Annotated in this window: 30 protein-coding genes; 19 read left to right on the forward strand and 11 right to left on the reverse strand. The window is 67.3% G+C overall.

Features of this window, described 5'->3' with window-relative positions; all coding sequences use genetic code 11:
• From A5744_RS13055 to A5744_RS13070, 4 genes are read left to right on the forward strand one after another with little or no spacing between them, the layout of a single operon-like run.
• Positions 1-1,020 carry a 3-oxoacyl-[acyl-carrier-protein] synthase III C-terminal domain-containing protein gene (locus A5744_RS13055; RefSeq protein ID WP_076061588.1) on the forward strand — a complete coding sequence of 340 codons (1,020 nt, stop codon included), beginning with the start codon at positions 1-3 and terminating at the stop codon, positions 1,018-1,020.
• Positions 1,020-2,066 carry an aminotransferase class I/II-fold pyridoxal phosphate-dependent enzyme gene (locus A5744_RS13060; RefSeq protein ID WP_076061746.1) on the forward strand — a complete coding sequence of 349 codons (1,047 nt, stop codon included), beginning with the start codon at positions 1,020-1,022 and terminating at the stop codon, positions 2,064-2,066. Before A5744_RS13055 ends, A5744_RS13060 begins: the two co-directional genes overlap by 1 nt.
• Positions 2,067-2,074: 8 nt before the next feature.
• Positions 2,075-2,572, forward strand: coding sequence for a MarR family transcriptional regulator (locus A5744_RS13065; protein ID WP_076061590.1), 498 nt, complete (start codon positions 2,075-2,077; stop codon positions 2,570-2,572).
• Positions 2,573-2,575: 3 nt separating this feature from the next.
• Positions 2,576-3,124 (forward strand): TIGR03086 family metal-binding protein, encoded by a 549-nt coding sequence (locus tag A5744_RS13070; protein ID WP_076061592.1) that lies wholly within the window; start codon positions 2,576-2,578, stop codon positions 3,122-3,124.
• Between the two features lie 15 nt (positions 3,125-3,139).
• Here A5744_RS13070 and mmsB read toward each other — a convergent pair whose 3' ends face one another.
• From mmsB to A5744_RS13095, 5 genes are all read right to left on the reverse strand, one after another.
• Positions 3,140-4,015 carry a 3-hydroxyisobutyrate dehydrogenase gene (mmsB, locus tag A5744_RS13075; RefSeq protein WP_076061594.1) on the reverse strand — a complete coding sequence of 292 codons (876 nt, stop codon included), beginning with the start codon at positions 4,013-4,015 and terminating at the stop codon, positions 3,140-3,142.
• Between the two features lie 12 nt (positions 4,016-4,027).
• Positions 4,028-5,188, reverse strand: coding sequence for an acyl-CoA dehydrogenase family protein (locus A5744_RS13080; RefSeq protein ID WP_076061595.1), 1,161 nt, complete (start codon positions 5,186-5,188; stop codon positions 4,028-4,030).
• Positions 5,189-5,194: 6 nt separating this feature from the next.
• Complete coding sequence (locus A5744_RS13085) at positions 5,195-6,715, reverse strand: CoA-acylating methylmalonate-semialdehyde dehydrogenase (RefSeq protein ID WP_076061597.1); 1,521 nt, start codon at positions 6,713-6,715, stop codon at positions 5,195-5,197.
• 72 nt (positions 6,716-6,787) lie between these two features.
• A complete protein-coding gene (locus A5744_RS13090; protein WP_076061599.1) occupies positions 6,788-7,279 on the reverse strand; it encodes a pyridoxamine 5'-phosphate oxidase family protein in 492 nt (163 codons plus the stop codon).
• Positions 7,280-7,295: 16 nt separating this feature from the next.
• On the reverse strand, positions 7,296-8,174 hold the full coding sequence (locus A5744_RS13095) for an SDR family oxidoreductase (protein ID WP_076061600.1): 879 nt from the start codon (positions 8,172-8,174) through the stop codon (positions 7,296-7,298).
• Between the two features lie 84 nt (positions 8,175-8,258).
• On the opposite strand from A5744_RS13095, the gene A5744_RS13100 reads away from it, so the two are divergent.
• From A5744_RS13100 to A5744_RS13130, 7 genes are read left to right on the forward strand one after another with little or no spacing between them, the layout of a single operon-like run.
• Positions 8,259-8,831 (forward strand): TetR/AcrR family transcriptional regulator, encoded by a 573-nt coding sequence (locus tag A5744_RS13100; RefSeq protein ID WP_076061602.1) that lies wholly within the window; start codon positions 8,259-8,261, stop codon positions 8,829-8,831.
• A 32-nt stretch (positions 8,832-8,863) separates the two neighbouring features.
• Positions 8,864-10,297, forward strand: coding sequence for an NAD(P)-binding protein (locus tag A5744_RS13105; RefSeq protein ID WP_076061604.1), 1,434 nt, complete (start codon positions 8,864-8,866; stop codon positions 10,295-10,297).
• Positions 10,298-10,329: 32 nt separating this feature from the next.
• Positions 10,330-10,869 carry a sigma-70 family RNA polymerase sigma factor gene (locus tag A5744_RS13110; protein WP_076061605.1) on the forward strand — a complete coding sequence of 180 codons (540 nt, stop codon included), beginning with the start codon at positions 10,330-10,332 and terminating at the stop codon, positions 10,867-10,869.
• Entirely contained in the window at positions 10,866-11,570 is a 705-nt protein-coding gene (locus tag A5744_RS13115; protein WP_076061607.1) for a Rieske (2Fe-2S) protein, read from the forward strand. Before A5744_RS13110 ends, A5744_RS13115 begins: the two co-directional genes overlap by 4 nt.
• A gap of 51 nt (positions 11,571-11,621) precedes the next feature.
• Entirely contained in the window at positions 11,622-12,077 is a 456-nt protein-coding gene (locus A5744_RS13120) for a cupredoxin family copper-binding protein (protein WP_240563032.1), read from the forward strand.
• The gene (locus A5744_RS13125) at positions 12,074-13,006 is read left to right on the forward strand and encodes a metallophosphoesterase (protein WP_076061609.1); all 933 of its coding nucleotides are present in this window, start codon (positions 12,074-12,076) and stop codon (positions 13,004-13,006) included. Before A5744_RS13120 ends, A5744_RS13125 begins: the two co-directional genes overlap by 4 nt.
• The gene (locus tag A5744_RS13130) at positions 13,003-13,377 is read left to right on the forward strand and encodes a hypothetical protein (RefSeq protein WP_076061610.1); all 375 of its coding nucleotides are present in this window, start codon (positions 13,003-13,005) and stop codon (positions 13,375-13,377) included. Before A5744_RS13125 ends, A5744_RS13130 begins: the two co-directional genes overlap by 4 nt.
• Positions 13,378-13,394: 17 nt before the next feature.
• On the opposite strand, the gene A5744_RS13135 is transcribed toward A5744_RS13130, so the two are convergent.
• Genes A5744_RS13135 through A5744_RS13155 form a run of 5 tightly spaced genes read right to left on the reverse strand, consistent with a single transcriptional unit; the run spans position 13,395 to position 17,246 of the window.
• Positions 13,395-13,847: a lipoprotein LpqH gene (locus A5744_RS13135; RefSeq protein WP_240563033.1), complete on the reverse strand. Its 453-nt coding sequence runs from the start codon at positions 13,845-13,847 to the stop codon at positions 13,395-13,397.
• 58 nt (positions 13,848-13,905) lie between these two features.
• Positions 13,906-14,514: a dTDP-4-dehydrorhamnose 3,5-epimerase gene (rfbC, locus tag A5744_RS13140; protein ID WP_076061613.1), complete on the reverse strand. Its 609-nt coding sequence runs from the start codon at positions 14,512-14,514 to the stop codon at positions 13,906-13,908.
• A 1-nt stretch (position 14,515) separates the two neighbouring features.
• Positions 14,516-15,511, reverse strand: a complete 996-nt coding sequence (gene rfbB, locus A5744_RS13145; RefSeq protein ID WP_076061615.1) for a dTDP-glucose 4,6-dehydratase — start codon at positions 15,509-15,511, stop codon at positions 14,516-14,518.
• A gap of 9 nt (positions 15,512-15,520) precedes the next feature.
• Positions 15,521-16,381, reverse strand: coding sequence for an LLM class F420-dependent oxidoreductase (locus tag A5744_RS13150; RefSeq protein ID WP_076061616.1), 861 nt, complete (start codon positions 16,379-16,381; stop codon positions 15,521-15,523).
• A gap of 19 nt (positions 16,382-16,400) precedes the next feature.
• Positions 16,401-17,246, reverse strand: a complete 846-nt coding sequence (locus tag A5744_RS13155; RefSeq protein WP_076061618.1) for an LLM class F420-dependent oxidoreductase — start codon at positions 17,244-17,246, stop codon at positions 16,401-16,403.
• A gap of 225 nt (positions 17,247-17,471) precedes the next feature.
• Here A5744_RS13155 and infA point away from each other — a divergent pair, with 225 nt between their 5' ends.
• From infA to truA, 8 genes are all read left to right on the forward strand, one after another.
• A complete protein-coding gene (infA, locus tag A5744_RS13160) occupies positions 17,472-17,693 on the forward strand; it encodes a translation initiation factor IF-1 (protein ID WP_003418601.1) in 222 nt (73 codons plus the stop codon).
• A 33-nt stretch (positions 17,694-17,726) separates the two neighbouring features.
• Positions 17,727-17,840 carry a 50S ribosomal protein L36 gene (rpmJ, locus tag A5744_RS13165; RefSeq protein WP_003879483.1) on the forward strand — a complete coding sequence of 38 codons (114 nt, stop codon included), beginning with the start codon at positions 17,727-17,729 and terminating at the stop codon, positions 17,838-17,840.
• Between the two features lie 164 nt (positions 17,841-18,004).
• Positions 18,005-18,379: a 30S ribosomal protein S13 gene (gene rpsM / locus A5744_RS13170; RefSeq protein WP_076061620.1), complete on the forward strand. Its 375-nt coding sequence runs from the start codon at positions 18,005-18,007 to the stop codon at positions 18,377-18,379.
• Positions 18,380-18,382: 3 nt separating this feature from the next.
• The gene (rpsK, locus tag A5744_RS13175) at positions 18,383-18,802 is read left to right on the forward strand and encodes a 30S ribosomal protein S11 (protein ID WP_076061621.1); all 420 of its coding nucleotides are present in this window, start codon (positions 18,383-18,385) and stop codon (positions 18,800-18,802) included.
• 15 nt (positions 18,803-18,817) lie between these two features.
• Positions 18,818-19,423, forward strand: a complete 606-nt coding sequence (gene rpsD / locus A5744_RS13180; RefSeq protein ID WP_076061623.1) for a 30S ribosomal protein S4 — start codon at positions 18,818-18,820, stop codon at positions 19,421-19,423.
• 75 nt (positions 19,424-19,498) lie between these two features.
• The gene (locus A5744_RS13185) at positions 19,499-20,542 is read left to right on the forward strand and encodes a DNA-directed RNA polymerase subunit alpha (protein ID WP_076061625.1); all 1,044 of its coding nucleotides are present in this window, start codon (positions 19,499-19,501) and stop codon (positions 20,540-20,542) included.
• Positions 20,543-20,574: 32 nt separating this feature from the next.
• Positions 20,575-21,156 carry a 50S ribosomal protein L17 gene (gene rplQ, locus A5744_RS13190; RefSeq protein WP_076061626.1) on the forward strand — a complete coding sequence of 194 codons (582 nt, stop codon included), beginning with the start codon at positions 20,575-20,577 and terminating at the stop codon, positions 21,154-21,156.
• Complete coding sequence (gene truA, locus A5744_RS13195; RefSeq protein WP_076061628.1) at positions 21,128-21,994, forward strand: tRNA pseudouridine(38-40) synthase TruA; 867 nt, start codon at positions 21,128-21,130, stop codon at positions 21,992-21,994. Before rplQ ends, truA begins: the two co-directional genes overlap by 29 nt.
• Here truA and A5744_RS13200 read toward each other — a convergent pair.
• The gene (locus A5744_RS13200) at positions 21,991-22,572 is read right to left on the reverse strand and encodes a cutinase family protein (protein WP_076061630.1); all 582 of its coding nucleotides are present in this window, start codon (positions 22,570-22,572) and stop codon (positions 21,991-21,993) included. The genes truA and A5744_RS13200 overlap by 4 nt on opposite strands.
• Positions 22,573-22,575 lie beyond the last annotated feature (3 nt).

Raw genomic sequence — 22,575 nt, forward strand, 5'->3', positions numbered from 1 at the left:
ATGAGCCAGCCCGCCGTCAGCCTGATCGACGTCTCCAGCTATCTGCCGGGCGAGCCGATCGGCGCCGAGTACTACGCGCAATTCGCCGAATCCGATGACCTGCGCGACAACGTCATGTTCCGCGCCCCGAAGTACCGCCACCACGTCGCACCGGACGAGACCGCGATCGACATGATCGAACGGGCCGCGCAGGGGCTGATCGAACGCCACGGCCACGACGCCGTCGAAGGCGTGGACGTGTTGATCACGCACACCCAGGTGCCGGACATGGCCTTCTACGGCGAAGGGGGCGGCATCGCTCACCGGCTCGGCCTGCGGCCCTCCTGGGTGCTGGATCTGAACAACGGCGGCTGCGCCGCATTTGTGTTGGCGCTCAACGTGGCTCGTAAACTGCTGTCGACCGGCGAAGGCCACAGCGCGCTGATCGCCATCGCGCAGAACGCGGCCGGTCAGTTCTTCGACCAGCCGACGATCAGGCGCAAGGCGCAGTCGGCGGTGCCGGGTGACGGCGCCGCGGTCGGGCTGGTCACGGTCGGCGACGACTCGCCCATTCTCGACGTCGAGTGCCGCACCTACGGCGAATACGCGGGTGAGATGACGCTCTCCTACGACCCGCCCCGCAAGTGGTGGGCGGCCGGGCTCGGCGAGGGCAGCATCGGGTTCACCGAAAACAAGATCACCAAGGTGCTCGCCCGGGGCAACCGGCAGGTCCCCGAGGTGGCGCTGGCGGTCTGCGACCGAATCGGCCTGCCCGCCAAGGAGATCGACTTGCTGGTCACCAACCAACCGAATCGGGCGTTCCTGCGCAACTGGCGTGAAGCGCTCGAGTTGCCGAAGGAACGGCATCGCGACACCTTCGAAGAGTGCGGCAACCTGTTCGGCGCCGGGATCCCGGTGAACCTCGACCGCGCGATATCGGACGGACAGGTCCGGGCGGGCGACGTGGTGATGATGGCGGCCTTTGCGCACGCCGGTGACTTCGCCGGCGCGGCCGCGGTGCGGTGGGGCGGACGGGGCTGATGGTCGCAAGCCCGCTGGCGGTCGAGATCGACGACGCGTTTCCCGACGCGATCGATCCGCACGCGCTGTCGCTGAACGAAAACCCGTTTCCGCCGCTGCCGGCGGTGCGGTCGGTATTGATCCGTTCCATCGATGCGGCCAACCGCTATCCGGAGTTTCTGCCCGAGCGGTTGCGCAACCTGATCGCCGGGCGCATCGGCGTGCCCGCCGACCAGGTGGTGCTGGGCGCCGGGGCGACCGGGGTGGTGCTGCAGGCGCTGCAGGCGCTGACCGCGCCGGGGGACGCGATCGCCATGTCGACGCCGACCTTCGACGGCTATCCGATCATCGCCGAGATGACACGGCTGCGGTCGGTGACCGTTGCACTCGACGAGCACGGCCATAACGACCTCGACGGGCTGGCCGACGCCGCCGCGGCCGCGCGGGTCGTGGTGGTGTGCCGGCCGCACAACCCGACCGGCACGCTCGAGCCCGCGGCCCAGCTGTTCCGATTCCTGCGCCGCGTGCCACGCGATACCGTCGTGGTCCTCGACGAGGCCTACATCGAATTCGCCGCGGCCGAGCACCGCATTGACGTGGCGGCGCTGGTTCGGCGCTTCCCGAACGTCGTGGTGGTACGTACCTTCTCCAAGGCCTACGGGCTGGCCGGCCTGCGGATCGGTTACGGCCTGGCGTCGGGCGAGCTGGCCCGCATGCTGTGGTCCCAGCAGCTGCCGTTCGGCATCGCGATGACCAGCCTGCCCGCGGTCGCGGCGTCCTACAACGCCGAAGACCAACTGCTGCAACGGATCCGGGCGATCACCGCCGAATGTCGCTACCTCCGGATGCGCTTGGGCGCACTGGGGATCTACACCACCGACGCCCACGCCAACTTCGTGTACCTGCCGTCGAGGGGTCGGCTGTGGCGCGAGGTCTTCGCCGACAGCGGACTGCAGGTTCGCTGCTACGCGGACGGCGACGCGCGCATCACCGTGGGCAACCGGGCATCCACGCAGGCGGTGCTGTCTGCGGTGGGAAAGTCCACGCCGGGGCTGCAAGTGCGGTAAGAAAGGGCGTGGCCGCCTCCAAACGTGATCCGATCGCGGCGGCACGCGCCAATTGGGAGCGTGCCGGGTGGGGCGATGTTTCGCAGGGGATGGTCGCGGTGACGTCGGTGATGCGCGCCCATCAGATCCTCCTGGCTCGCGTCGAGGCGGCGCTGCGCCCGTACGACTTGAGCTTCTCCCGTTTTGAGCTGCTGCGGCTGCTGGCCTTCAGCCGCACCGGCGCGTTGCCGATCACCAAGGCGTCCGACCGGCTGCAGGTTCACGTCACCAGCGTGACCCACGCGATCCGCCGGCTCGAGGCCGACGGGCTGGTTCAGCGGGTGCCGCACCCCACCGACGGCCGGACGACGCTGGTCCAGATCACCGACCTCGGCCGCTCCACCGTCGAGGACGCCACCGTCACCCTCAACGAGCAGGTATTCGCCGACATCGGGATGAAGGCCGACGAATCGCAGGCGTTGGTGTCCTCCATTGAAAGTCTGCGGCGCAACGCGGGAGACTTCTAAGGCATGGACCCATTAAGTGCTCACCAGCGCGCTCAGGACGCGTTCGCCCGCGTCCTCGCCAACGTCAGCCCCGACCAGCTGGGCGCCCCGACGCCCTGCTCGGAGTGGACGATTGGGGATCTGATCGAACACGTCATCGGCGGTAACGAGCACGTCGGGCTCTGGGCGCAGACCCCCATTGAGCCGCCGGCCCGGCCCGACGACCTCGTTGCCGCGCACCGGGGGTCCGCCGCCGCGGCACAGGCGGTCTTCGCGGGTCCGGACGGGATGTCCATGATGTTCAAGCTGCCATTCGCTGAGATCCCAGGACAAATGTTCATCGGATTGCGCACCAGCGACGTGCTGACCCACGCGTGGGACCTCGCGACCGCCACCGGGCAGTCGACGGATCTCGATCCGGAGTTGGCGGGCGAGCAACTCGCCGCGGTGCGGGCGTTCGTCGGGCCCCAGTTCCGCGGGCCGGGCAAGCCCTTCGCCGAGGAGCAGCCGTGTCCACCCGAGCGTGCGTCCGCGGATCAACTGGCCGCGTTTTTGGGCCGAAAGGTCCAGTGACGCGAGGTTTCCGGCTCAGCTGCCGCGCAGTACCTCGATCACCGCGCTGAAGTCTTTGTCGGCATGGTCGGCGGCGAACTTCGCGTAGATCTCGGCGGCGTGACTGCCCAGCGGCGCCGACGAGCCGGTTGAGGCCACCGCCTCCATCGCCAGGCCGAGGTCCTTGTTCATCAGCGCGGTCGCGAAACCCGGCTTGAAGTCGTTGTTGGCCGGCGACGTCGGAACCGGGCCCGGCACTGGGCAATTGGTGTGCACGGCCCAGCAGTTGCCGGTCGCGCCGGTGATCACGTCGAACAGGGATTGCGCCGACAGCCCGAGCTTCTCGGCCAGTACGAACGCTTCGCCGACGGCGATCTGTTGCACGGCCAGCACCATGTTGTTGCACACCTTGGCGGCCTGGCCGGACCCGGCCGCACCGCAATGGATGACCTTGCCCGCCATCGGTTCCAGCACCGGCCGCGCTCGCTCCAGCGCGGACTCGTCGCCCCCGACCATGAACGCCAGCGTCCCGGCGACGGCGCCCTTGACCCCGCCGGAGACCGGTGCGTCCAGCTGCGAAACCCCCTGCGATTCCGCGAGCGAGTGCACCTCGCGGGCGTCGTTGACCGAGATCGTTGAGCTGTCGATAAACAGCGCGCCGGGCCGCGCGGCGGGTAACACGTCGACGTAGCAGCGCTTGACCAGCTCGCCACTGGGCAGCATGGTGATCACCACGTCGGCCTCGGCAACCGCATCAGCGGCGCTGTCGAATATGGTGACGCCACCCGCGGCTCCGGCCGCTGCCGCCGCCGGCACCGGATCGAACCCGCGTACGATGTGTTCGGCGGCAACAAGATTCGCCGACATCGGCGCGCCCATGTGGCCCAGTCCCAAGAACGCGATCGCCGACATTGGCTCCCTCTCCTACACGCCGGCCCGGAACCGGGCGGCCTCGGCCCGCCCGATGACGACCCGCATTATTTCGTTGGTCCCCTCCAGGATTCGATGCACCCGCAGATCGCGGACGATCTTTTCCAGACCATACTCGCGCAAGTAGCCGTAGCCGCCGTGCAGCTGCAGGGCTTTGTCGGCGATCTCGAAGCAGGTATCGGTGACATAGCGTTTGGCCATCGCGCACAGCTCGACCTTGTCGGTGTCGTCGGCGTCCAGCGCGGCCGCCGCGCGCCACAACAGCATTCGCGAGGTCTCCAGCCCGGTGGCCATGTCGGCCAGGGTGAACCGGATGGTGGGCTCGTCCAACAGGGGAGAGCCGAACGCCTGCCGTTCGCGCACATAGGCTCCCGCTTTGTCGAAGGCGGACTGCGCGCCGCCCAGCGAGCAGGCCGCGATGTTGAGCCGGCCACCGTTGAGACCGTTCATCGCGATGCCGAAGCCGGCACCCTCGCCATCCGCGCCGCCCAGCATCGCGTCGGCGGGCACCCGCACATCCTCGAAGATCACCTGCGCGGTGGGTTGCGCGTGCCAGCCCATCTTCTCCTCGGGCGAGCCGAAACTCAGCCCAGGCGTGTCCTTTTCGACGATGAAGGCCGAGATGCCGCGCGGGCCGTCGCCGCCGGTGCGGGCCATCACGACGTACACGTCGGAGGCGCCCGCGCCGGAAATGAACTGCTTAACCCCGTCGAGCACGTAGTCGCCACCCTGCTTGACGGCGCGGGTGCTCAGGGCGGCCGCGTCGGATCCCGCGTTCGGCTCGGTCAGGCAGTAGCTGGCGATGACGTCCATCGGCGCCAACCGCGGAATCCATTCCTTGCGTTGCTCGTCGGTGCCGAACGTGTCGATCATCCACGCACACATGTTGTGGATGGACAGGAACGCGGCCGTCGTCGGGTCGGCGATAGCCAACTGCTCGAAGATCCGGACCCCGTCGAGCCGGCGCAGCCCGCTCCCGCCGACGTCATCGCGGCAGTAGATCGCTGCCATGCCGAGCTCGGCGGCCTCGCGCAGCACATCCGTCGGAAAATGCTTGGTGGTATCCCATTCCAGGGCATGCGGGGCAAGGCATTTGGCGGCGAACGCGGCCGCCGTGTCGGTGATGACGCGTTCGTCGTCGTTCAGAGTAAACATGATGCTCTAATTCATTGTGGGGATGACGAATTCGGCGCCGTCCTTGATGCCGGACGGCCAGCGCGACGTGACGGTCTTGACCTTCGTGTAGAACTGGATCGACGCTGGCCCGTGCTGGTTGAGGTCGCCGAAGCCGGAGCGCTTCCAGCCGCCGAAGGTGTGATACGCCACCGGGACCGGGATCGGCACGTTGACACCCACCATGCCCACCTGAACCCGGGAGACGAAGTCGCGCGCGGTGTCGCCGTCGCGGGTGAACACCGCCACGCCGTTGCCGTACTCGTGCTCCGAAGGCAGCGCCACTGCTTCTTCGTAGTTGTGCGCCCTTACGATGCACAGCACCGGTCCGAAGATCTCGTCGGTGTAGATCGACATGTCGGGGGTGACGTGGTCGAACAGGGTCGGGCCGATGAAGAAGCCGCCCTCCAGGCTGGCATCGCCGTACGCCAGGTCGTCGCTGGTGCGGTCGCGGCCGTCGATGACGATCTCGGCGCCGGCGGCCACGCCCTGATCGATGTAATCGCGCACCCTGGCTACCGCGGCGTCGGTGACCAGTGGACCGTAGTCGGCCTTGGGGTCGAGGCTGTGGCCCACCCGCAGGTTGTTGATTCGCTCGATGAGCCTGGCGCGCAACCGTTCCGCGGTTTGCTCACCGACCGGCACCGCGACGCTGATCGCCATGCAGCGTTCGCCTGCGCTGCCGTAGCCCGCCCCGATAAGCGCGTCGACGGCCTGGTCGAGGTCGGCGTCGGGCATCACGATCATGTGGTTCTTGGCACCGCCGAAGCACTGTGACCGCTTGCCGGTCGCCGCGGCGGTCGAATAGATGTAGTGGGCGATGTCGGAGCTGCCGACGAAGCCCACGGCCTTGATGTCGGGATGGTGCAGGATGGCGTCGACGGCTTCCTTGTCGCCGTGCACCACCTGGAACACGCCGGGCGGCAGGCCGGCCTCGAGGAAGAGTTCGGCCAGACGCACCGGGACCGACGGGTCACGTTCGCTGGGCTTGAGCACGAACGCGTTGCCACAGGCCAGCGCCGGTCCGGCCTTCCACAGCGGGATCATCGCCGGGAAGTTGAACGGCGTGATGCCCGCGACCACGCCCAAGGGCTGACGCAACGAATAGACGTCGATGCCCGGCCCGGCGCCCTCGCTGTACTCGCCCTTGAGCAGATGCGGGATCCCGATGCAGAACTCGATGACCTCGATGCCGCGCTGGATGTCGCCCTTGGCGTCGGCGACCGTCTTGCCGTGCTCGAGGGACAGCAGCTCGGCCAACTCGTCGCTGTTGGAGTTGACCAGCTCGATGAAGCGCATCATCACCCGGGCGCGGCGCTGCGGATTCCATGCCGCCCAATCCTTTTGGGCCTCGACGGCCGAGGCCACCGCCGCGTCGACGTCGGCCTTGCCCGCCATCGGCACCTTCGCCTGCACCGCGCCGGTACTGGGGTTGAAAACGTCGGCCGTGCGGGTGGATTGGCCGGCGGTGCGCTTCCCATCGATGAAGTGCGGGATCTGTGTGGTCATGGTGTCCTCGGAAGTCGTATACGCGCTAATACTTGGATATCCTAGTAACTTGGCTCGGGCGGGGCAAGGCGCTCAGTGCTTGCGCACGACGCGCTCGGCTTCGCCGTCCTTCCAGATCGTGATGTCCAGGTGGCCGTCGGTCACCTCGACCGCGGACCCACCGATCAAGTCGGCCCGATAAAGGTGATCGAACTCCTGCCCTCGAAGGTCGAAGCCGGTCTGTTCGTAGAGCGCTTCGGCGTACCGCTGATGCAAGTCCTTGTCACCGACGTCCTCAACAACGCCGAACAGCTTCGCGTCGCCGTCCTTGACCTCGGTGTCGACGGTGGCGGTGTGCAGGCAGAAGCGCGGATCGCGCGACAGGTCATGGAATTTCGTCGTCCCCGGCATCCCGCCGATCCAGAGCCGATCTTCGAAGAACCTCGGCTCGATGGGGCTGATCCGGGGAAACCCGTCCGAGCGAAGCGTGCCCAACATGCAGAGGTTGCCGGTCGCGGCGTGGCGGCGGAGGAATATGGTCGCGATTCGCGGGGCTGCTGCCGTGAACTCTCTCCAGCTGATCATGGTCGCGACCGTAGCCTCAGAGAGGGTAGTTCCCCGCCTCCAGGTCCTCGAGCAGGCTCGGATGGGTGGGCCGCCAGCCGAATCTCTCCCGGGTCAACTCGCTCGAGGACGGCTGATCACGGGCGAATATGGCGCCGAGGAACCCGAAATGCTCGGCGGGCACCGACGCCGCGGGGAGATCGAGCTGGCGCCCGATGGCCTCGGCGAGCGCGCGCATGGGGTCGCCCTCGTCGCCGACGGCGTGCGCCACCGTCCCGGGCGTCGCCTCCTCGAGGACCAGGCGGAAGAGCCGGGCCGCGTCGAGGACGTGCACGGCCGGCCAGCGCTGGGCGCCGTCGCCGACATATCCGGAGACCCCGGTCCGTCGGGCCGCCTCGACGAGCAGGGAGGCGAACCCGCAGGGGCCGCCCGCCCGGTGGACCGAGCGGGGGAGGCGGACCACCGCCGAGCGGACTCCTTGGGCCGCCAGTTCCAGTGCGGCGTGGGCGTTTCGGCCGCGCCCGCCGATTAGCCCCTCGGTCGGCGCGGGGTCCCGCTCGGTGGAGGCGCGGCCGGGGATGGGGGGCGTGCCCGAGGCCATGACGAACGGCTTGCCGCTCCCCGCGAGGGCCGCGCCGAAGGTCTCGACGGCGACCGCCTCCTGCGCGACGGCCCTCTCGAAATCGTCGAAGTGGAGGAAGGCGAGGTGGACGACCCCGTCGGCGTCCTTGGCGCCGGCGCGCAGGCTCTCGGGGTCGTCGAGATCGCCGTGCAGCACGTCGGCCCCCATGGCTTTGGCGGCCTGGGCCGACGCGTCGGAGCGGGCCAGCGCCAGAACCTCGTGGCCCGCGCGGATGAGCTCGGGAACGACGGCCGAGCCGACCCCGCCGGTGGCGCCCGTGACGAAAACTCGCATGACACACTCCTCAAGTGATGGGACCGATGTCCCATCACACTACCACGGTGATGGGACAAAGGTCTCATCGCCTACCATGACCGCATGCCCCGATGGGAACCCGATGCGCGTGCGCGGCTGGTCGAGGCGGCGCTGCACCTCTTCTCCGAGCGGGGCTACGACCGAACTACCGTCGCTGAGATCGCCGATCGGGCCGGCCTGACGAAAAGCACCTTCTTCCGGTATTTCCCCGATAAGCGCGAGGTGCTGGCGGCCGGGCAGGAGACGTTGTCCCAACTCCTGACCGAGGGCATCGCCTCGGCGCCCGCGGACGCCACCCCGCTCGTCGCGGTCGCCGCCGGGCTGGAGCGCGCGGCCGGGGCGATGACCCCGCTCAATCGCGAGCTTGCTCCCCAGGTGAAGGCCGTCATCGCCACCAGCACCGAACTGCAGGAGCGCGATGCGCTCAAACAGGTCGGCCTCGCCGCGGCCATGGTGCAGGCGCTGCGAGCGCGCGGCGTGCCGGAACGGGCGGCCGCCCTGGCTGCCGAGCTGGGCGCGTTGGCTTTCAAAGAGGCGTTCGCCGAATGGATTACGGCAAAGGGCGACCAGAGCCTGGCCGAACTCGCACTCAAGGCCTTGGACGAGCTGCGCACCGCGGCCGCCGAAATTCGCTGAAGCGAGCCGGGGCCGATTAGCCTTTACCCCGTATGCACACCATCGAGGCCGACTACCTCGTCGTCGGGGCCGGCGCCATGGGCATGGCGTTCATCGACACGCTGATCTCTGAGACAGAGGCACGCGTGGTGGTGGTCGATCGCTACCACCAGCCGGGCGGGCATTGGACGACGGCCTACCCGTTCGTGCGGCTGCATCAGCCGTCGGCGTTCTACGGCGTGAACTCGTTGCGCCTCGGCAGCGACACCATCGACCGAATCGGCTGGAACAAAGGGCTCTACGAACTCGCGACGGCCGGGGAAGTCTGCGCGTACTACGACCATGTGATGCGTCAGCGGTTCTTGCCGACGGGCCGGGTCAGCTACTTCCCGATGAGCGAATATCTCGGCCTGCAAGACGGCGAAGGCCGCTTCGTGACGATGGCCGGGACCGAGTACACCGTCAACGTGGCGCGCCGCGTCGTCGATGCCACCTACATGCGCGTCATGGTTCCCTCGATGCGCCCGCCCCCGTACCAGGTCGCGCCCGGTGTCGAATGTGTCGCGCCCAACGACCTGCCCGGGCGCGGCGCCCGCGAGCGCTACGTCGTCGTCGGGGCCGGCAAGACCGGAATCGACACCTGCCTATGGCTGCTGGGCCAGGGCATCGCGCCGGATCGGCTGACGTGGATCATGCCGCGGGATTCGTGGCTACTGGATCGCGCGACGATCCAGCCCGGCTCGTTGCTCGCCGATCAGATCAAGGCCGCCTTCACCGCGCAACTGCGGGCCGTCCGGGACGCCGAGTCCGTGGAGGACCTGTTCGCGCGCCTCGAGGACGCCGGCGCGCTGCTGCGGATCGATCCCGCGGTGCGCCCCACCATGTACCGCTGCGCCACCGTCACCCGGCTCGAACTCGAGCAGCTGCGGCGCATCTCCGGCATCGTGCGGATGGGCCACGTGGTGCGTATCGACGCCGACGAAATGGTCCTCGACGGTGGATCCCTCGCGATGGACGGCCGCGCGCTGTACATCGACTGCAGCGCTGATGGCGCCGAAAAGAGGCCCGCCACACCAATTTTCGATACCGGCCGTATCACGCTGCAAAGCGTGCGCGGTTGCCAGCAAATATTCAGCGCCGCACTGGTCGGCCACGTCGAAACCGCCTACCGCGATGACGCCGTGAAAAACCGGCTGTGCGTCCCGCTGCCGCACCCGGACACCGACCTCGACTGGTTGCGCATCGCGCTGGCCGACTACGGAAACCAGCTGCGCTGGATGGAGGACCCGGACCTGACGGAATGGCTCGCCGACGCGCGGCTGGACCTGTTCGGTCACCTGATGGGCCATCTTCTGGCGCCGGCATCGGCGAAGCCCCGCGTGCGGGACCGGATACTGGGCATGGCCAAATCGGCGCTGTCTGCCACCGCCACCAAACTCGACCAGCTGATGGTCCAGGAAGCCTCACTCACCGCGCCGTCGGTGTAACCCGAGCTGATATTGGTCGGTAAAGGAGGCACGTGGCGGCGCAAAACGAACCCGTCGGCCCGCGACCATTGCGCGCGGTGCCTGACGACGGCTATGCCGACTGGAACGCGGTGTATCAGGACAATGCGGCCTGGGTGTACCGGACGCTGTTCGCTCGCGTCGGCAACCGGGCCGACGCCGAGGACCTCACCGCCGAGGTCTTCCTCGCCGCGCTGCGGCCGCTGCGCCTGAGCGCGAGCGTCGGCGAGGTCCGCGCGTACCTGCGTGCCACGGCCCGAACGGTGCTGGCCGCGCATTGGCGCGAGACCATGGGCCGCGAAATCACCGCGATCGAGGACATCGAAGCGCCACCCGATAGCGAGGAAGCGATCAGCACCGCACCACAGCGCGTCGCGCAGGTTCTCGACAATCTGCCGGATCGTTATCGCCGCATTTTGGAACTGCGGTTCCTGCAAGGCAATTCGATCAAGGAGTCCGCAACCGAACTTGGGATCAGCGTCGCCAACGCCAAAGTTCTCCAACACCGCGCTCTGCGACTGGCAGCGCAAGTCAACGATGGGGGCCAGCCATGAACGCGCGCGGATTGCGCCGCTATGTCGACGACCTGCTGCGGGGCCGTCGGCCAAAACCGTTCGCGCCCGACGACTTCGAGGCGGCGCAGATCCGCACGGCAATCGAATTGCGGGCGGCCCGGCAGGGCGCCGAGGTGGACGACGCCCCCAGCCCCGAATTCCTGGCCGACCTGCATGGTCGCCTCGCGGAGCAGATGTCCGGTTCGCGGCCGGCCGCCGCGCCGAAGGCCAATACCACGCGCCGGCAGGTCATCGTCGGCACCTCGGCCGCCGCCGCGGCCGCCGCCGCCGCGGTGTCCATCGATCGGGCGGTGACGGGCGGGCCCGCCGAAGCCCCCGCCGTCGCGGGACAACTCACGCCCAACGACGGAAGCTGGCAGCGAGTCGCGGCCAGCTCGGACGTGCCCGACGGGCAGATGCACCCCTTCGACCTCGGCTCGGTCAGCGGATTCGTCCGTCGTGTCAACGGCAAACCCGAGGCGATCTCCGGGGTCTGCACGCATCAGGGGTGCCGGCTGTGGTTCGACGCGCCCGACGACCGGCTGCGCTGCCCCTGCCACTCGACGTCGTTCTCGCCCACCGGGCAGGTGCTCACCCACCAACTGCCGATCGCACCAAAGCCATTGCCCACATTGATGGTTCGCGAGGTCGGCGGGGTGATCGAGGTGTTCGCCCCGGCGCGCCCCGACCAGTCGGCCTAGCTGCCCGGGCCCGTGTAACCCGTCGCCCTATCTCTTGGCATGGATATCCCCATGCTTCGAAAACATGTGATCGCGGCGGTGGCCGCCGGCGTCGTGCTGGCCGGATGCTCGTCTTCGCCGCCGGCAGCGCAACCGTCGGTCACCTTCGGCTCGGGCGCCAGCGCCACCCCCGGGATGCCGGGAATGAGCGGGATGCCGCCGGCCTCGGGAGCGCCGACGGGCTCGGCGTCGGCAACGGGATCGCCGGGGCCGGCCACGGGTGACCAGGTCAGCATCGACAACTTCGCCTTCGCGCCCGCGACGTTGACCGTCAAGGTGGGCGGCACCGTCACCTGGACTAATCGCGACGAAGAACCGCACACGGTGGCGGCGACCGACGGCTCGTTTCACTCACCGGGAATGGGCACGGGGGCTACGTTTTCGCACACCTTTCCGACGGCGGGAAAGTTCGACTACGTCTGCTCCATTCACCCGTCCATGCACGGCACCGTGGTGGTGACGGGATGACCAACAATGACCCGAACACGATGACCCGCCGCCAGCTCATCCGGCACTCGGCGTGGTTCGGCGCGGCGGTCGGATTCGCCGTCGTTGGCGGCGAGGTCATCTCGCATGTCGCGGGCACGGCGTCGGCCTCGCACGCTGGGGCCCGGCCCACCCTGCGGTTCGCCCAAGTCAGCGACAGCCACATCGGCTTCTCCGGTCCGCCCAACCCGGACGTCACCGCCACGTTCGGCCATGCGATCGATCAGATCAACGGCCTCGGCTACACACCGGATTTCGTCATTCACACCGGCGACCTCACCCACCTGTCGAGCCCGGAGCAGTTCGATCAGGTGAAGCAGATGCTCTCGAAGCTGCAGACTCCGCACGTGTTCACGGTGCCCGGCGAACACGATTCGGTCGATGACGCTGGGCAGAAGTATCGGAGCGTCTTCGGTGCGGGGACTCGCGGCGACGGCTGGTACAGCTTTGACGTTGCCGGTGTCCACGTCATCGCCCTGGTGAACACCTTGAACCTGAAGAAACTTGGGCATCTGGGCACCGACCAGCTGGAGTTCGTCGAGAAGGACGTCGCGGGCTTGTCCAGCGATACTCCCATCATCGTGTTCAGCCACATCCCGCTGTTCGCGATGTACCCGGACTGGGGCTGGGGCACCGACGACGCCACCCAGGCGCTGAGCTACCTGAGCCGCTTCTCGTCGGTGACATGCCTCAACGGCCATGTGCACCAACTGTTTTCCAAGACCGAAGGAAACGTGACGTTTTACAGCGGCACGACGACCGCGTATCCGCTGCCGCATCCCGGGGATGGGCCGGCGCCCAAGCCGGTCACGCTGCCGGCCGGCAAGCTGCGCGACGCCCTCGGCATTCGCGAGGTCAACTACACCAAGGGGCAGACCGCCCTGGCGTTGAAAGAGCAGAGGTTGCAATGAAATTCTTGCTTCGACTCGGCCTCGCCGCGTCCCTGGGTGTCAGCGCCGTTAGCCACGCCTACCTGTATATCCATGGCTACCAACACATCCCGATGATCGGCACCGCCTTCCTGGTCCAGGCCAGTGTGTCGTTTTCGCTCGCTGTGCTGATCGTCGCCGGCGGTCCCTGGTGGACCCAATGGGGCGCCGCCGCGATCGCGGGCGGTTCCCTGGTGGCGTTCGCACTGTCGAGGACCGTCGGGCTGTTCGGCTTTTCCGAACGCGGCTGGGACCCATCACCCCACGCGGCGCTCGCCGTCGCCTCCGAAGTGCTATGCGTGGTGCTGTGGGCCGCGCCTTTGATCAGGTCGCGTCGGCTCAGCCCCGCCTAGCAAGAACCACCGCCGTCCTAGGGGCAGGTGGCGTCGATCGTGAAGGCCTTGCTGACCTGCAGGCCCACGTTGTTCACACCGGTTGCAGTGCCGGTGATGTGGTAACTGTTGCCGTTCTTGGTGGCGCCGGCGCTGTTACCGGGCGCGCCCTCGGTGAAGCTCAGCACGACGTCGTTGATCGAGCCGAGCCCGACGTCGTGGACCACCGATGCGTCGGGCTCCAACCCGACGATCACGCCGGTGACCGCCTCGCCGATGGCGATGGAGAACTTGCCGTTGTTCGTCGCGCACACCACCGGGCCGCTGACATTCAGGGGCTCACCGCCCACGCTGACCTTCGCTTCCCCCGGCGCCGTCGCGACCGTGCTACTCGAGGGGGCGGCACTGGAGCTGGTGCTGGGCGGGGGCGCCGAACTGGACGACGGGGCGGAGGCCTTATTGCCGCTGGAACAGCCGGCAACGATCGTCACGGCTACAAGGGCGACTGACAGCTGACGCTTCACACAAGCAGTATGTATCGCGGCTCGACTATTTGCTCGGCAAGCTGGCGATGAATCGCTGCGTGTCCTCCCAGGCGGGTAGGACACCGGATTTGCGCACTTCATCGAAGCTGGGGGCGGCCGCGTCACGATCCGACAAGCTTGGTGCGGCGCCGTCGACCAAAGGCCAGTCGATTGCCAGCGCCGGATCCGTCGCACAGATGGTGTGCTCGCGTTGCGGGTTGTATTCCGACGAGCACAAGTACATCACCGTCGAATTGTCTTGCAGCGCAAGGAACCCGTGGGCGAGGCCTTCGGAGATGTAGATCGTCCTGCGGTCGGAGTCGTCGAGCAGCACGGAATCCCATCGACCGAATGTCGGTGAGCCCACACGGATATCGACGACGACATCGAATACCGAGCCCGCCACGCACGTGACGTACTTGGCCTGGCTCGGTGGCAGCTGGGCGAAGTGCAGGCCACGCAACACGCCGGCGGCCGAAACCGAGCAGTTGGCTTGCCGCACGTCCAACGAGTGACCGGCGAAGGCGCTGAACCCGCGATCGGTGAGCCATTCGAAGAACAGGCCGCGCGAGTCGCCATGGATGTCGGGAGTGATTTCCCAGGCGCCGGGGATGTCGAGCTCGCGAACTTTCATCTCATTGACCGCGCGCTTCGTAACGGGCCTCGGCATCGTCCTTCAGCGGACGCCACCAGGATTCGTTGTTCCGGTACCAGTCAATGGTGGAACGCAGACCCTCGTCGAAGTCGGTGTGCTTTGGCGCCCAATACAATTCGTCGCACAACGCCGATGAGTCGATGGCGTATCGGAGGTCATGACCGATGCGGTCGGGGACAGTGTCGAAGTCGTCGGGGTCGCGACCCAGCATCTGCAGCAGCGTGCGCAGCACCGTCAGGTTGTCGCGCTCGCCGTCGGCGCTGATCAGATAGGTTCGGCCGATCTCGCCCTTCTCCAGGATCCGCCAGACCGCGCTGTTGTGATCGTCGACGTGGATCCAGTCGCGAATGTTGGCACCGCTGCCGTACAACTTGGGCCGCCGGCCGGTGAGGACGTTGGTGATCTGACGCGGGATGAATTTCTCGACGTGCTGATACGGCCCATAGTTGTTGGAGCAGTTCGAGATTGTCGCGCGCACCCCATACGACCGCACCCAGGCCCGGACCAGCATGTCGGCGGCGGCCTTGGTCGCCGAGTAGGGGCTCGACGGGTTGTAGGGCGTCGACTCGGTGAACCGCTGCGGGTCGTCGAGCGCCAGGTCGCCGTAGACCTCGTCGGTCGACACGTGGTGCAGCCGCACACCGTAGCGCCGCACCGCTTCCAGGATGGTGTAGGTCCCGATCACATTGGTGTGCAGAAACGGCTCCGGGTCGTACAGCGCGTTGTCGACGTGGCTTTCGGCGGCAAGATGCACGACCGCGTCGGACTCGGCGACCAGCGTGGTAACCAGCGCGCCATCGGTGATATCGCCCTCCACCAGCCTGATGGCATCGCCGAGGTCCGCCAGCGACTCGCGTCGCCCGGCGTAGGTCATGGCGTCGAGCACCGTCACCGCGACATCGGGACGCTCGCGAACGGTGCTGTGCACGAAATTGGTGCCGATGAAACCGGCACCACCGGTGACCAATAGCCGCATGGTCAAACCCTAACGGGTGAGGCCCAGCGGTCCCGCCAGTTCTCCCAGTACGCGCACCACTTCGTCGTCGGGCGTCGCGTCGAGCGGCTGGACCGCGACGTGGTCTGCGCCGGCATCGAGGTGTTCGGTGAGGCGTTGCGCGATGGCCTCCGGGGTGCCGTAGGCCACCACCGCGTCGATCAACTTGTCGCTGCCCGGCTTGCGCACGTCGTCGTGGGTGAATCCCGACCGCAGCCAGTTGTTCACGTAGTTGCTGAGATCCAGGTAGAAGTTCGCGTACCGGCGGCCGATGGCACGGGCTTCGGAGGCATCGGTGCTGAGCACGACCTTGTGTTCGGGCGCCAGGAACACCGAGCTTCCGACGAGTTCGCGCGCCTTGGCCGTGTGCTGAGGTGTGGTGAGGTACGGGTGCGCGCCGGCACTGCGCTCGGCCGCCAGCTGCAACACCCGCGGGCCGAGCGCCGCCAGCACTCGCCGGCTGGTCGGCACCATCGCCGCGTCGAGTTCGTCGAGGTAACGGTCCAACGCGTCGTAGGGCTTGACGTACTCCTGGGTGTGCTCGCGGTGGCCCACCCCGATGCCGAGCAAAAACCTTCCGGGATAGGCGCTTTCGATGCGTTCGTACGACCGCGCGACCGCCGCGGCCGGCGCGGACCAGATGTTGACGATCCCGGTGGCCAGTTGTAGCGAGTCGGTTTCGGCAAGGGCAGGTTCGACCCAAGCCAGGTCAGCGTCCGGTGATCCGCCGATCCACACTGCGCCGTAGCCCAGCGATTCGATTCGGCTGGCCAGCTGCGGCGTGATGGACCGTGATCCCAGCCATACGCCGAACCGTCCCAGGTCGGGTTTTAGTGCTGCTCCCCCGGTCATTTAGGTCCCCCCTGGTGTGCTAGGTCAGCCCGAGCGGCCCCGCGAGCTCGGCCAGCGCCGAAACCAGGTTTTCATCTTTGGTCAGAACCTGCACGGGCACGTGGTCGGCCCCGGCGTCGAGGTGCTCCTTGAGCCGAGCCGCGATCTGGTCCACCGTGCCATAGGCCACCACGGCGTCGACCAGGCGGTCACTGCCCGGCCGGGTGACCTCGTCGTCGGAGTAGCCCAGACGTTTCCAGCTGTTGCGGTAGTTGGCCAGGTTGAAATAGATGTCGAGCGCTTTGCGGCCGACCGTGCGTGCCTTGTCCGCGTCGGTGGTCAGCACCACCTTGTGTTCGGGCGCCAGAAACGCTGACGGCCCGATCAGCTCGCGCGCGTGCGCGGTGTGCTCGGGAGTGGTGAGGTAGGGGTGCGCTCCGGCGCTGCGCTCCGCCGAAAGCTTCAGAACCCGCGGCCCCAGCGCGGCCACCACGCGACGTTCGGCGGGCACGCCGTGCTCGTCGAGCTGGTCCAGGTACTCCGCCAGCGCGTCATATGGCTTGCGGTATTCGGTCTGGGCCTCGGGATGGCCGACGCCGATGCCGAGGAGGAAGCGGCCCGGGTAGGCCTTGTCGATCCGGTGGAACGATTCAGCGACCGGCGCGGCGGGCGCCGTCCAGATGTTGACGATGCCGGTGGCCACCTGCAGGGTGGTCGTGGCTTCGAGGAGGGGTTCGACCCAAGCCAGCTCGGCGGGAGGCGAACCGCCCACCCAGACCGCCCCATATCCCAGGGCTTCGATCTCCTTGGCTTGCTGGGGAGTGACGCCGCGCCCGAACGATCCGAACCGGCCAAGATTGGGCTTGCTAGCTGCAGAATCAGTCATGGTGGCTGCAACCGGCGGTGTGCGGGTGCTATTCCGCGGAGGGATTTTGGCCGGGGCCGAATAACCAGGTATCCTGGATCAACGGTGCGTCTTCGCGCCGGCTTTTGCGTGCCCAGTCCCTAGGAACTTTCCTGTCACCGGCTCACGTTTCAAGTCGGTGTGAATGCTGCGCCGATGTGGGCGCAGATGCAACGAAACTAAACGACGAGGATTTGACGAGAGGTTATGGCCAAGAAGGACGGCGCCATAGAGGTCGAGGGCCGCGTGGTCGAGCCCCTGCCCAATGCGATGTTCCGCATTGAGCTGGAGAACGGTCACAAGGTGCTTGCCCATATCAGCGGCAAGATGCGGCAGCACTACATCCGCATCCTGCCCGAGGACCGGGTGGTGGTGGAGTTGTCTCCCTACGACCTGTCCCGGGGCCGCATCGTGTACCGGTACAAATAACCCACCAACAGACGAGAACAGGATCGAAAAGCCGTGAAGGTCAACCCCAGCGTGAAGCCGATTTGCGACAAGTGCAGGGTGATCCGTCGGCATGGGCGGGTCATGGTGATCTGCTCGGATCCGCGCCACAAGCAGCGGCAGGGTTAATCCCGACGCGGCCTGAACAACTGAATGCAGACCTCCCAGCACCACTAGGCGGATACGCCGCCTACCTACGCCCGGACGGAGGCCGGGCCCCGGCCCAATTCATTTTTTGGGCAGGGAACGGACTGGGACAAGACCTCCGCATGAGATAAGAGGAAACGCCACCTATGGCTCGACTAGTAGGCGTCGATCTACCGCGTGACAAGCGGATGGAGATCGCGCTGACCTACATCTTCGGCATCGGCCGTACCCGCTCCAACGAGATCTTGGCCGCCACCGGCATCGACAAGGATCTGCGGACCAAGGATCTCACCGATGACCAGCTGACCCACCTGCGTGACTACATCGAGGCCAACCTCAAGGTGGAGGGCGATCTGCGCCGCGAGGTGCAGGGCGACATTCGCCGCAAGATCGAGATCGGCTGCTACCAGGGCCTGCGGCATCGCCGCGGCATGCCGGTGCGCGGCCAGCGGACCAAGACCAACGCGCGGACCCGCAAGGGACCCAAGCGCACCATCGCAGGCAAGAAGAAGGCCAGGTAACCGATGCCACCGAAGAAGGCAAGTGGTGCTGCGGCGCCCAAGAAGGGTCAGAAGACCCGCAGACGGGAAAAGAAGAACGTCCCGCACGGCGCCGCCCACATCAAGAGCACGTTCAACAACACGATCGTGACGATCACCGACCCCCAGGGCAACGTCATCGCCTGGGCGTCGTCGGGCCATGTCGGCTTCAAGGGTTCGCGGAAATCGACCCCGTTCGCCGCGCAGCTGGCCGCCGAGAACGCCGCCCGCAAGGCTCAGGAGCACGGCGTGCGCAAGGTCGACGTGTTCGTGAAGGGCCCCGGTTCGGGCCGGGAGACCGCGATTCGCTCGCTGCAGGCCGCGGGCCTGGAGGTGGGCGCGATCTCTGACGTCACGCCGCAGCCGCACAACGGCGTCCGCCCGCCGAAGCGACGCAGGGTCTAGGAGGAGAAACAACCGATGGCTCGTTACACCGGACCCGTCACCCGCAAGTCGCGCCGGTTCCGCACCGACCTCGTCGGCGGCGACCAGGCGTTCGAGAAGCGCCCCTACCCGCCCGGCCAGCACGGCCGCGCGCGGATCAAGGAGAGCGAATACCTGCTGCAGCTGCAGGAGAAGCAGAAGGCCCGCTTCACCTACGGCGTCATGGAAAAGCAGTTCCGCCGCTACTACGAGGAGGCCGCGGGCCGTCCCGGCAAGACCGGTGACGAGCTGCTGCAGATCCTGGAGAGCCGGCTGGACAACGTGATCTACCGAGCCGGCATCGCGCGTACCCGGCGGATGGCCCGTCAGCTCGTCACCCACGGCCACTTCACGGTCAACGGCGTGCGCGTCGACGTGCCCAGCTATCGGGTGTCGCAGTACGACATCATCGACGTGCGCGACAAGTCGGTGAACTCGGTGCCGTTCCAGATCGCGCGGGAGACCGCCGGCGAGCGCCCGATCCCGAGCTGGCTGCAGGTCGTGGGGGAGCGCCAGCGCATCCTGATCCACCAATTGCCCGAGCGCGCGCAGATCGAGGTGCCGCTCACCGAGCAGCTGATCGTCGAGTACTACTCGAAGTAGACCCCCTGCACTGAACCCAGTGCAGGTCTTAGCGGCATCAAATAGCGGGTGCCGAGAAGGAGAAGAAGAAACACCATGCTGATCTCACAGCGACCCACACTGTCGGAGGAGATCCTCACCGACAACCGGTCCCAGTTCGTCATCGAACCGCTGGAGCCGGGATTCGGTTACACCCTGGGCAATTCGCTGCGGCGGACCCTGCTGTCGTCCATTCCCGGCGCGGCGGTCACCAGCATCCGCATCGACGGCGTGCTGCATGAGTTCACCACCGTGCCCGGCGTCAAGGAAGACGTCACCGCCATCATCCTGAACCTCAAGGGCCTGGTCGTGTCCTCGGAGGAGGACGAGCCCGTCACCATGTACCTGCGCAAGCAGGGCCCCGGTGCGGTCACCGCGGGTGACATCGTGCCGCCCGCCGGTGTCACCGTGCACAACCCCGGCATGCACATCGCGACGCTGAACGACAAGGGCAAGCTCGAGGTCGAGCTGGTCGTCGAGCGCGGCCGCGGCTACGTCCCGGCCGTGCAGAACCGGGCCTCCGGCGCCGAAATCGGCCGTATCCCAGTCGATTCCATCTACTCGCCGGTGCTCAAGGTCACCTACAAGGTGGACGCGACCCGCGTCGAGCAGCGCACCGACTTCGACAAGCTGATCCTGGACGTGGAGACCAAGAGTTCGATCACTCCCCGCGACGCGCTGGCATCGGCGGGTAAGACCCTGGTCGAATTGTTCGGTCTGGCACGCGAACTCAACGTCGAGGCCGAGGGCATCGAGATCGGGCCGTCGCCGGCCGAGGCCGACCACATCGCGTCGTTCGCGCTGCCGATCGACGACCTGGACCTGACGGTGCGGTCGTACAACTGCCTCAAGCGCGAGGGTGTGCACACCGTCGGCGAGCTGGTCTCGCGCACCGAGTCCGACCTGCTCGACATCCGCAACTTCGGCCAGAAGTCCATCGACGAGGTGAAGGTCAAGCTGCACCAGCTGGGTCTCTCGCTCAAGGACAGCCCGCCGAGCTTCGACCCGTCGGAGGTTGCGGGCTACGACGTCGCGACCGGGACCTGGTCCAGCGAGGGCGCCTACGACGACCAGGACTACGCGGAAACCGAACAGCTCTAAAGGCCAGAATCATCTAGACAGGAGCGACAGCAATGCCCAAGCCCACCAAGGGCCCTCGCCTCGGCGGGTCGTCTTCGCACCAGAAGGCCCTTCTGGCCAACCTGGCCACGTCGCTGTTCGAGCACGGTCGGATCAAGACGACCGAGCCGAAGGCCCGTGCGCTGCGGCCGTACGCGGAGAAGCTGATCACGCACGCGAAAAAGGGCACGCTGCACAACCGTCGAGAGGTCCTCAAGAAGATCCGCGACAAGGACATCGTGCACGCGTTGTTCGAGGAGATCGGGCCGTTCTACAGCGACCGCAACGGTGGCTACACCCGCATCATCAAGGTCGAGGCGCGTAAGGGTGACAACGCCCCGATGGCCGTTATCGAGCTGGTGCGGGAGAAGACGGTGACGTCGGAGGCCGATCGCGCGCGCCGCGTGAAAGCCTCGAAGAAGGCTGACGCTCCTGTCGCGGCTGCTGCGGCGCCGCAGGCCGCCGTCGAGCCGGAGGCCGCCGAGGGCCCGACGGCCGAGGAAGTCGAGGCCGAAACGGCTGAAGAAGTCGAAGCCGAGACGGCCGAAGTCGAGGCCGAGGCCGCCGATGAGGGCGACGGAGCCACCGACAGTTAGCGAGGACGTCCGTCTCCGGCTCGATATCGCCTACGACGGAACGGATTTCGCGGGCTGGGCAACCCAGGCCGGGCAGAGAACCGTCGCCGGCGTTCTCGACGAGGCGCTGACGACGGTTTTCCGCACCCCGGTGCGGCTGCGCGCCGCCGGGCGCACCGACACCGGCGTGCACGCCACCGGGCAGGTGGCACACGTCGACGTCCCGGACGACGCGCTGCCCAACGCTTACCCGCGCGCACCCCGCGTCGGCGAACCGGAATTCCTGCCGCTGCTGCGGCGCCTGGGCCGGTTCCTGCCCACCGACGTCCGGGTCCTGCGGATCGTCCGCGCCCCAGCGGGTTTCGACGCCCGCTTCTCGGCACTGCGCCGCCATTACGCTTACCGGTTGTCCACGGCGCCCTACGGCGTGGAGCCGCAGCGGGCGCGCTACGTCACCGCGTGGCCGCGCACACTGGACCTTGACGCGATGAGCACGGCGTCACGAGACCTGTTGGGGCTGCATGACTTTGCGGCGTTCTGCCGTCAGCGAGATGGCGCCACCACGATCCGGGATCTGCAGCGGTTGGACTGGTCGCGCGAGGGCGAGTTGATCACCGCGCACGTGACCGCCGATGCGTTCTGCTGGTCGATGGTGCGGTCACTGATCGGGGCGCTGCTGGCCGTCGGCGAGCATCGGCGTCCGGTCACCTGGTGTCGCCACCTGCTCGCCGCGACGGACCGGTCCAGCGACTTCGCGGCCGCGCCCGCGCACGGGCTGACGCTGATCGGCGTGGACTACCCACCCGATGGCGAGCTCGCGTCGCGGATCCTGATCACCCGCGATCTGCGCACGCGCTAGAGCCGGGCGGCGGCGAAGCTGGCGGCCTGATCGATCAGGCCGGAGTTGAGATACGACGGCTGCAGGTGTGACGGCCAATTCATGCCATTGCGACAGATCGGGTCGCCCTGTGCGCACTGGTCGATCGTCTTACCGGCGAAGGCGGGGGCGACCTGTCGGGTGCCATTGCCGAACAACGCAACCGCGGCGACGTGCTGATCCGCCCCTGGCGGTATCCGGCCCCAGGTCGCGAGATCAACTACCTCGGCACCCAGGGAGTAGCCGCCGAGCACCTCGCGGGTGTTCGGGCACTGCTTGGCCATGGATTGAACGTGGGCGCTGATGTCGTTGGCGCCTGCGTCGACGCTGATGTTGGCGGGATAGTTGACCCCATACGCTCCGACCGGCATAGGTGTCTTGCCGCGCAGCGAATTGAGGAACGCATCGCCGATGGCGCCGAGTCCGGGTGGTTCCTCCCGGCCCCGGGCGAATACCACTTCGGCGCCCGGGCACGCCGCCGATGCAATCGGCGCCATGGCGGGGGCGATCACCAACGTCGCGGCGAACAATGTCGCGGCCGCGAAACCGCGCAGCCTCATGGG

It is taken from the genome of Mycobacterium sp. IS-1264 (assembly GCF_001954195.1).
GTDB lineage: Bacteria > Actinomycetota > Actinomycetes > Mycobacteriales > Mycobacteriaceae > Mycobacterium.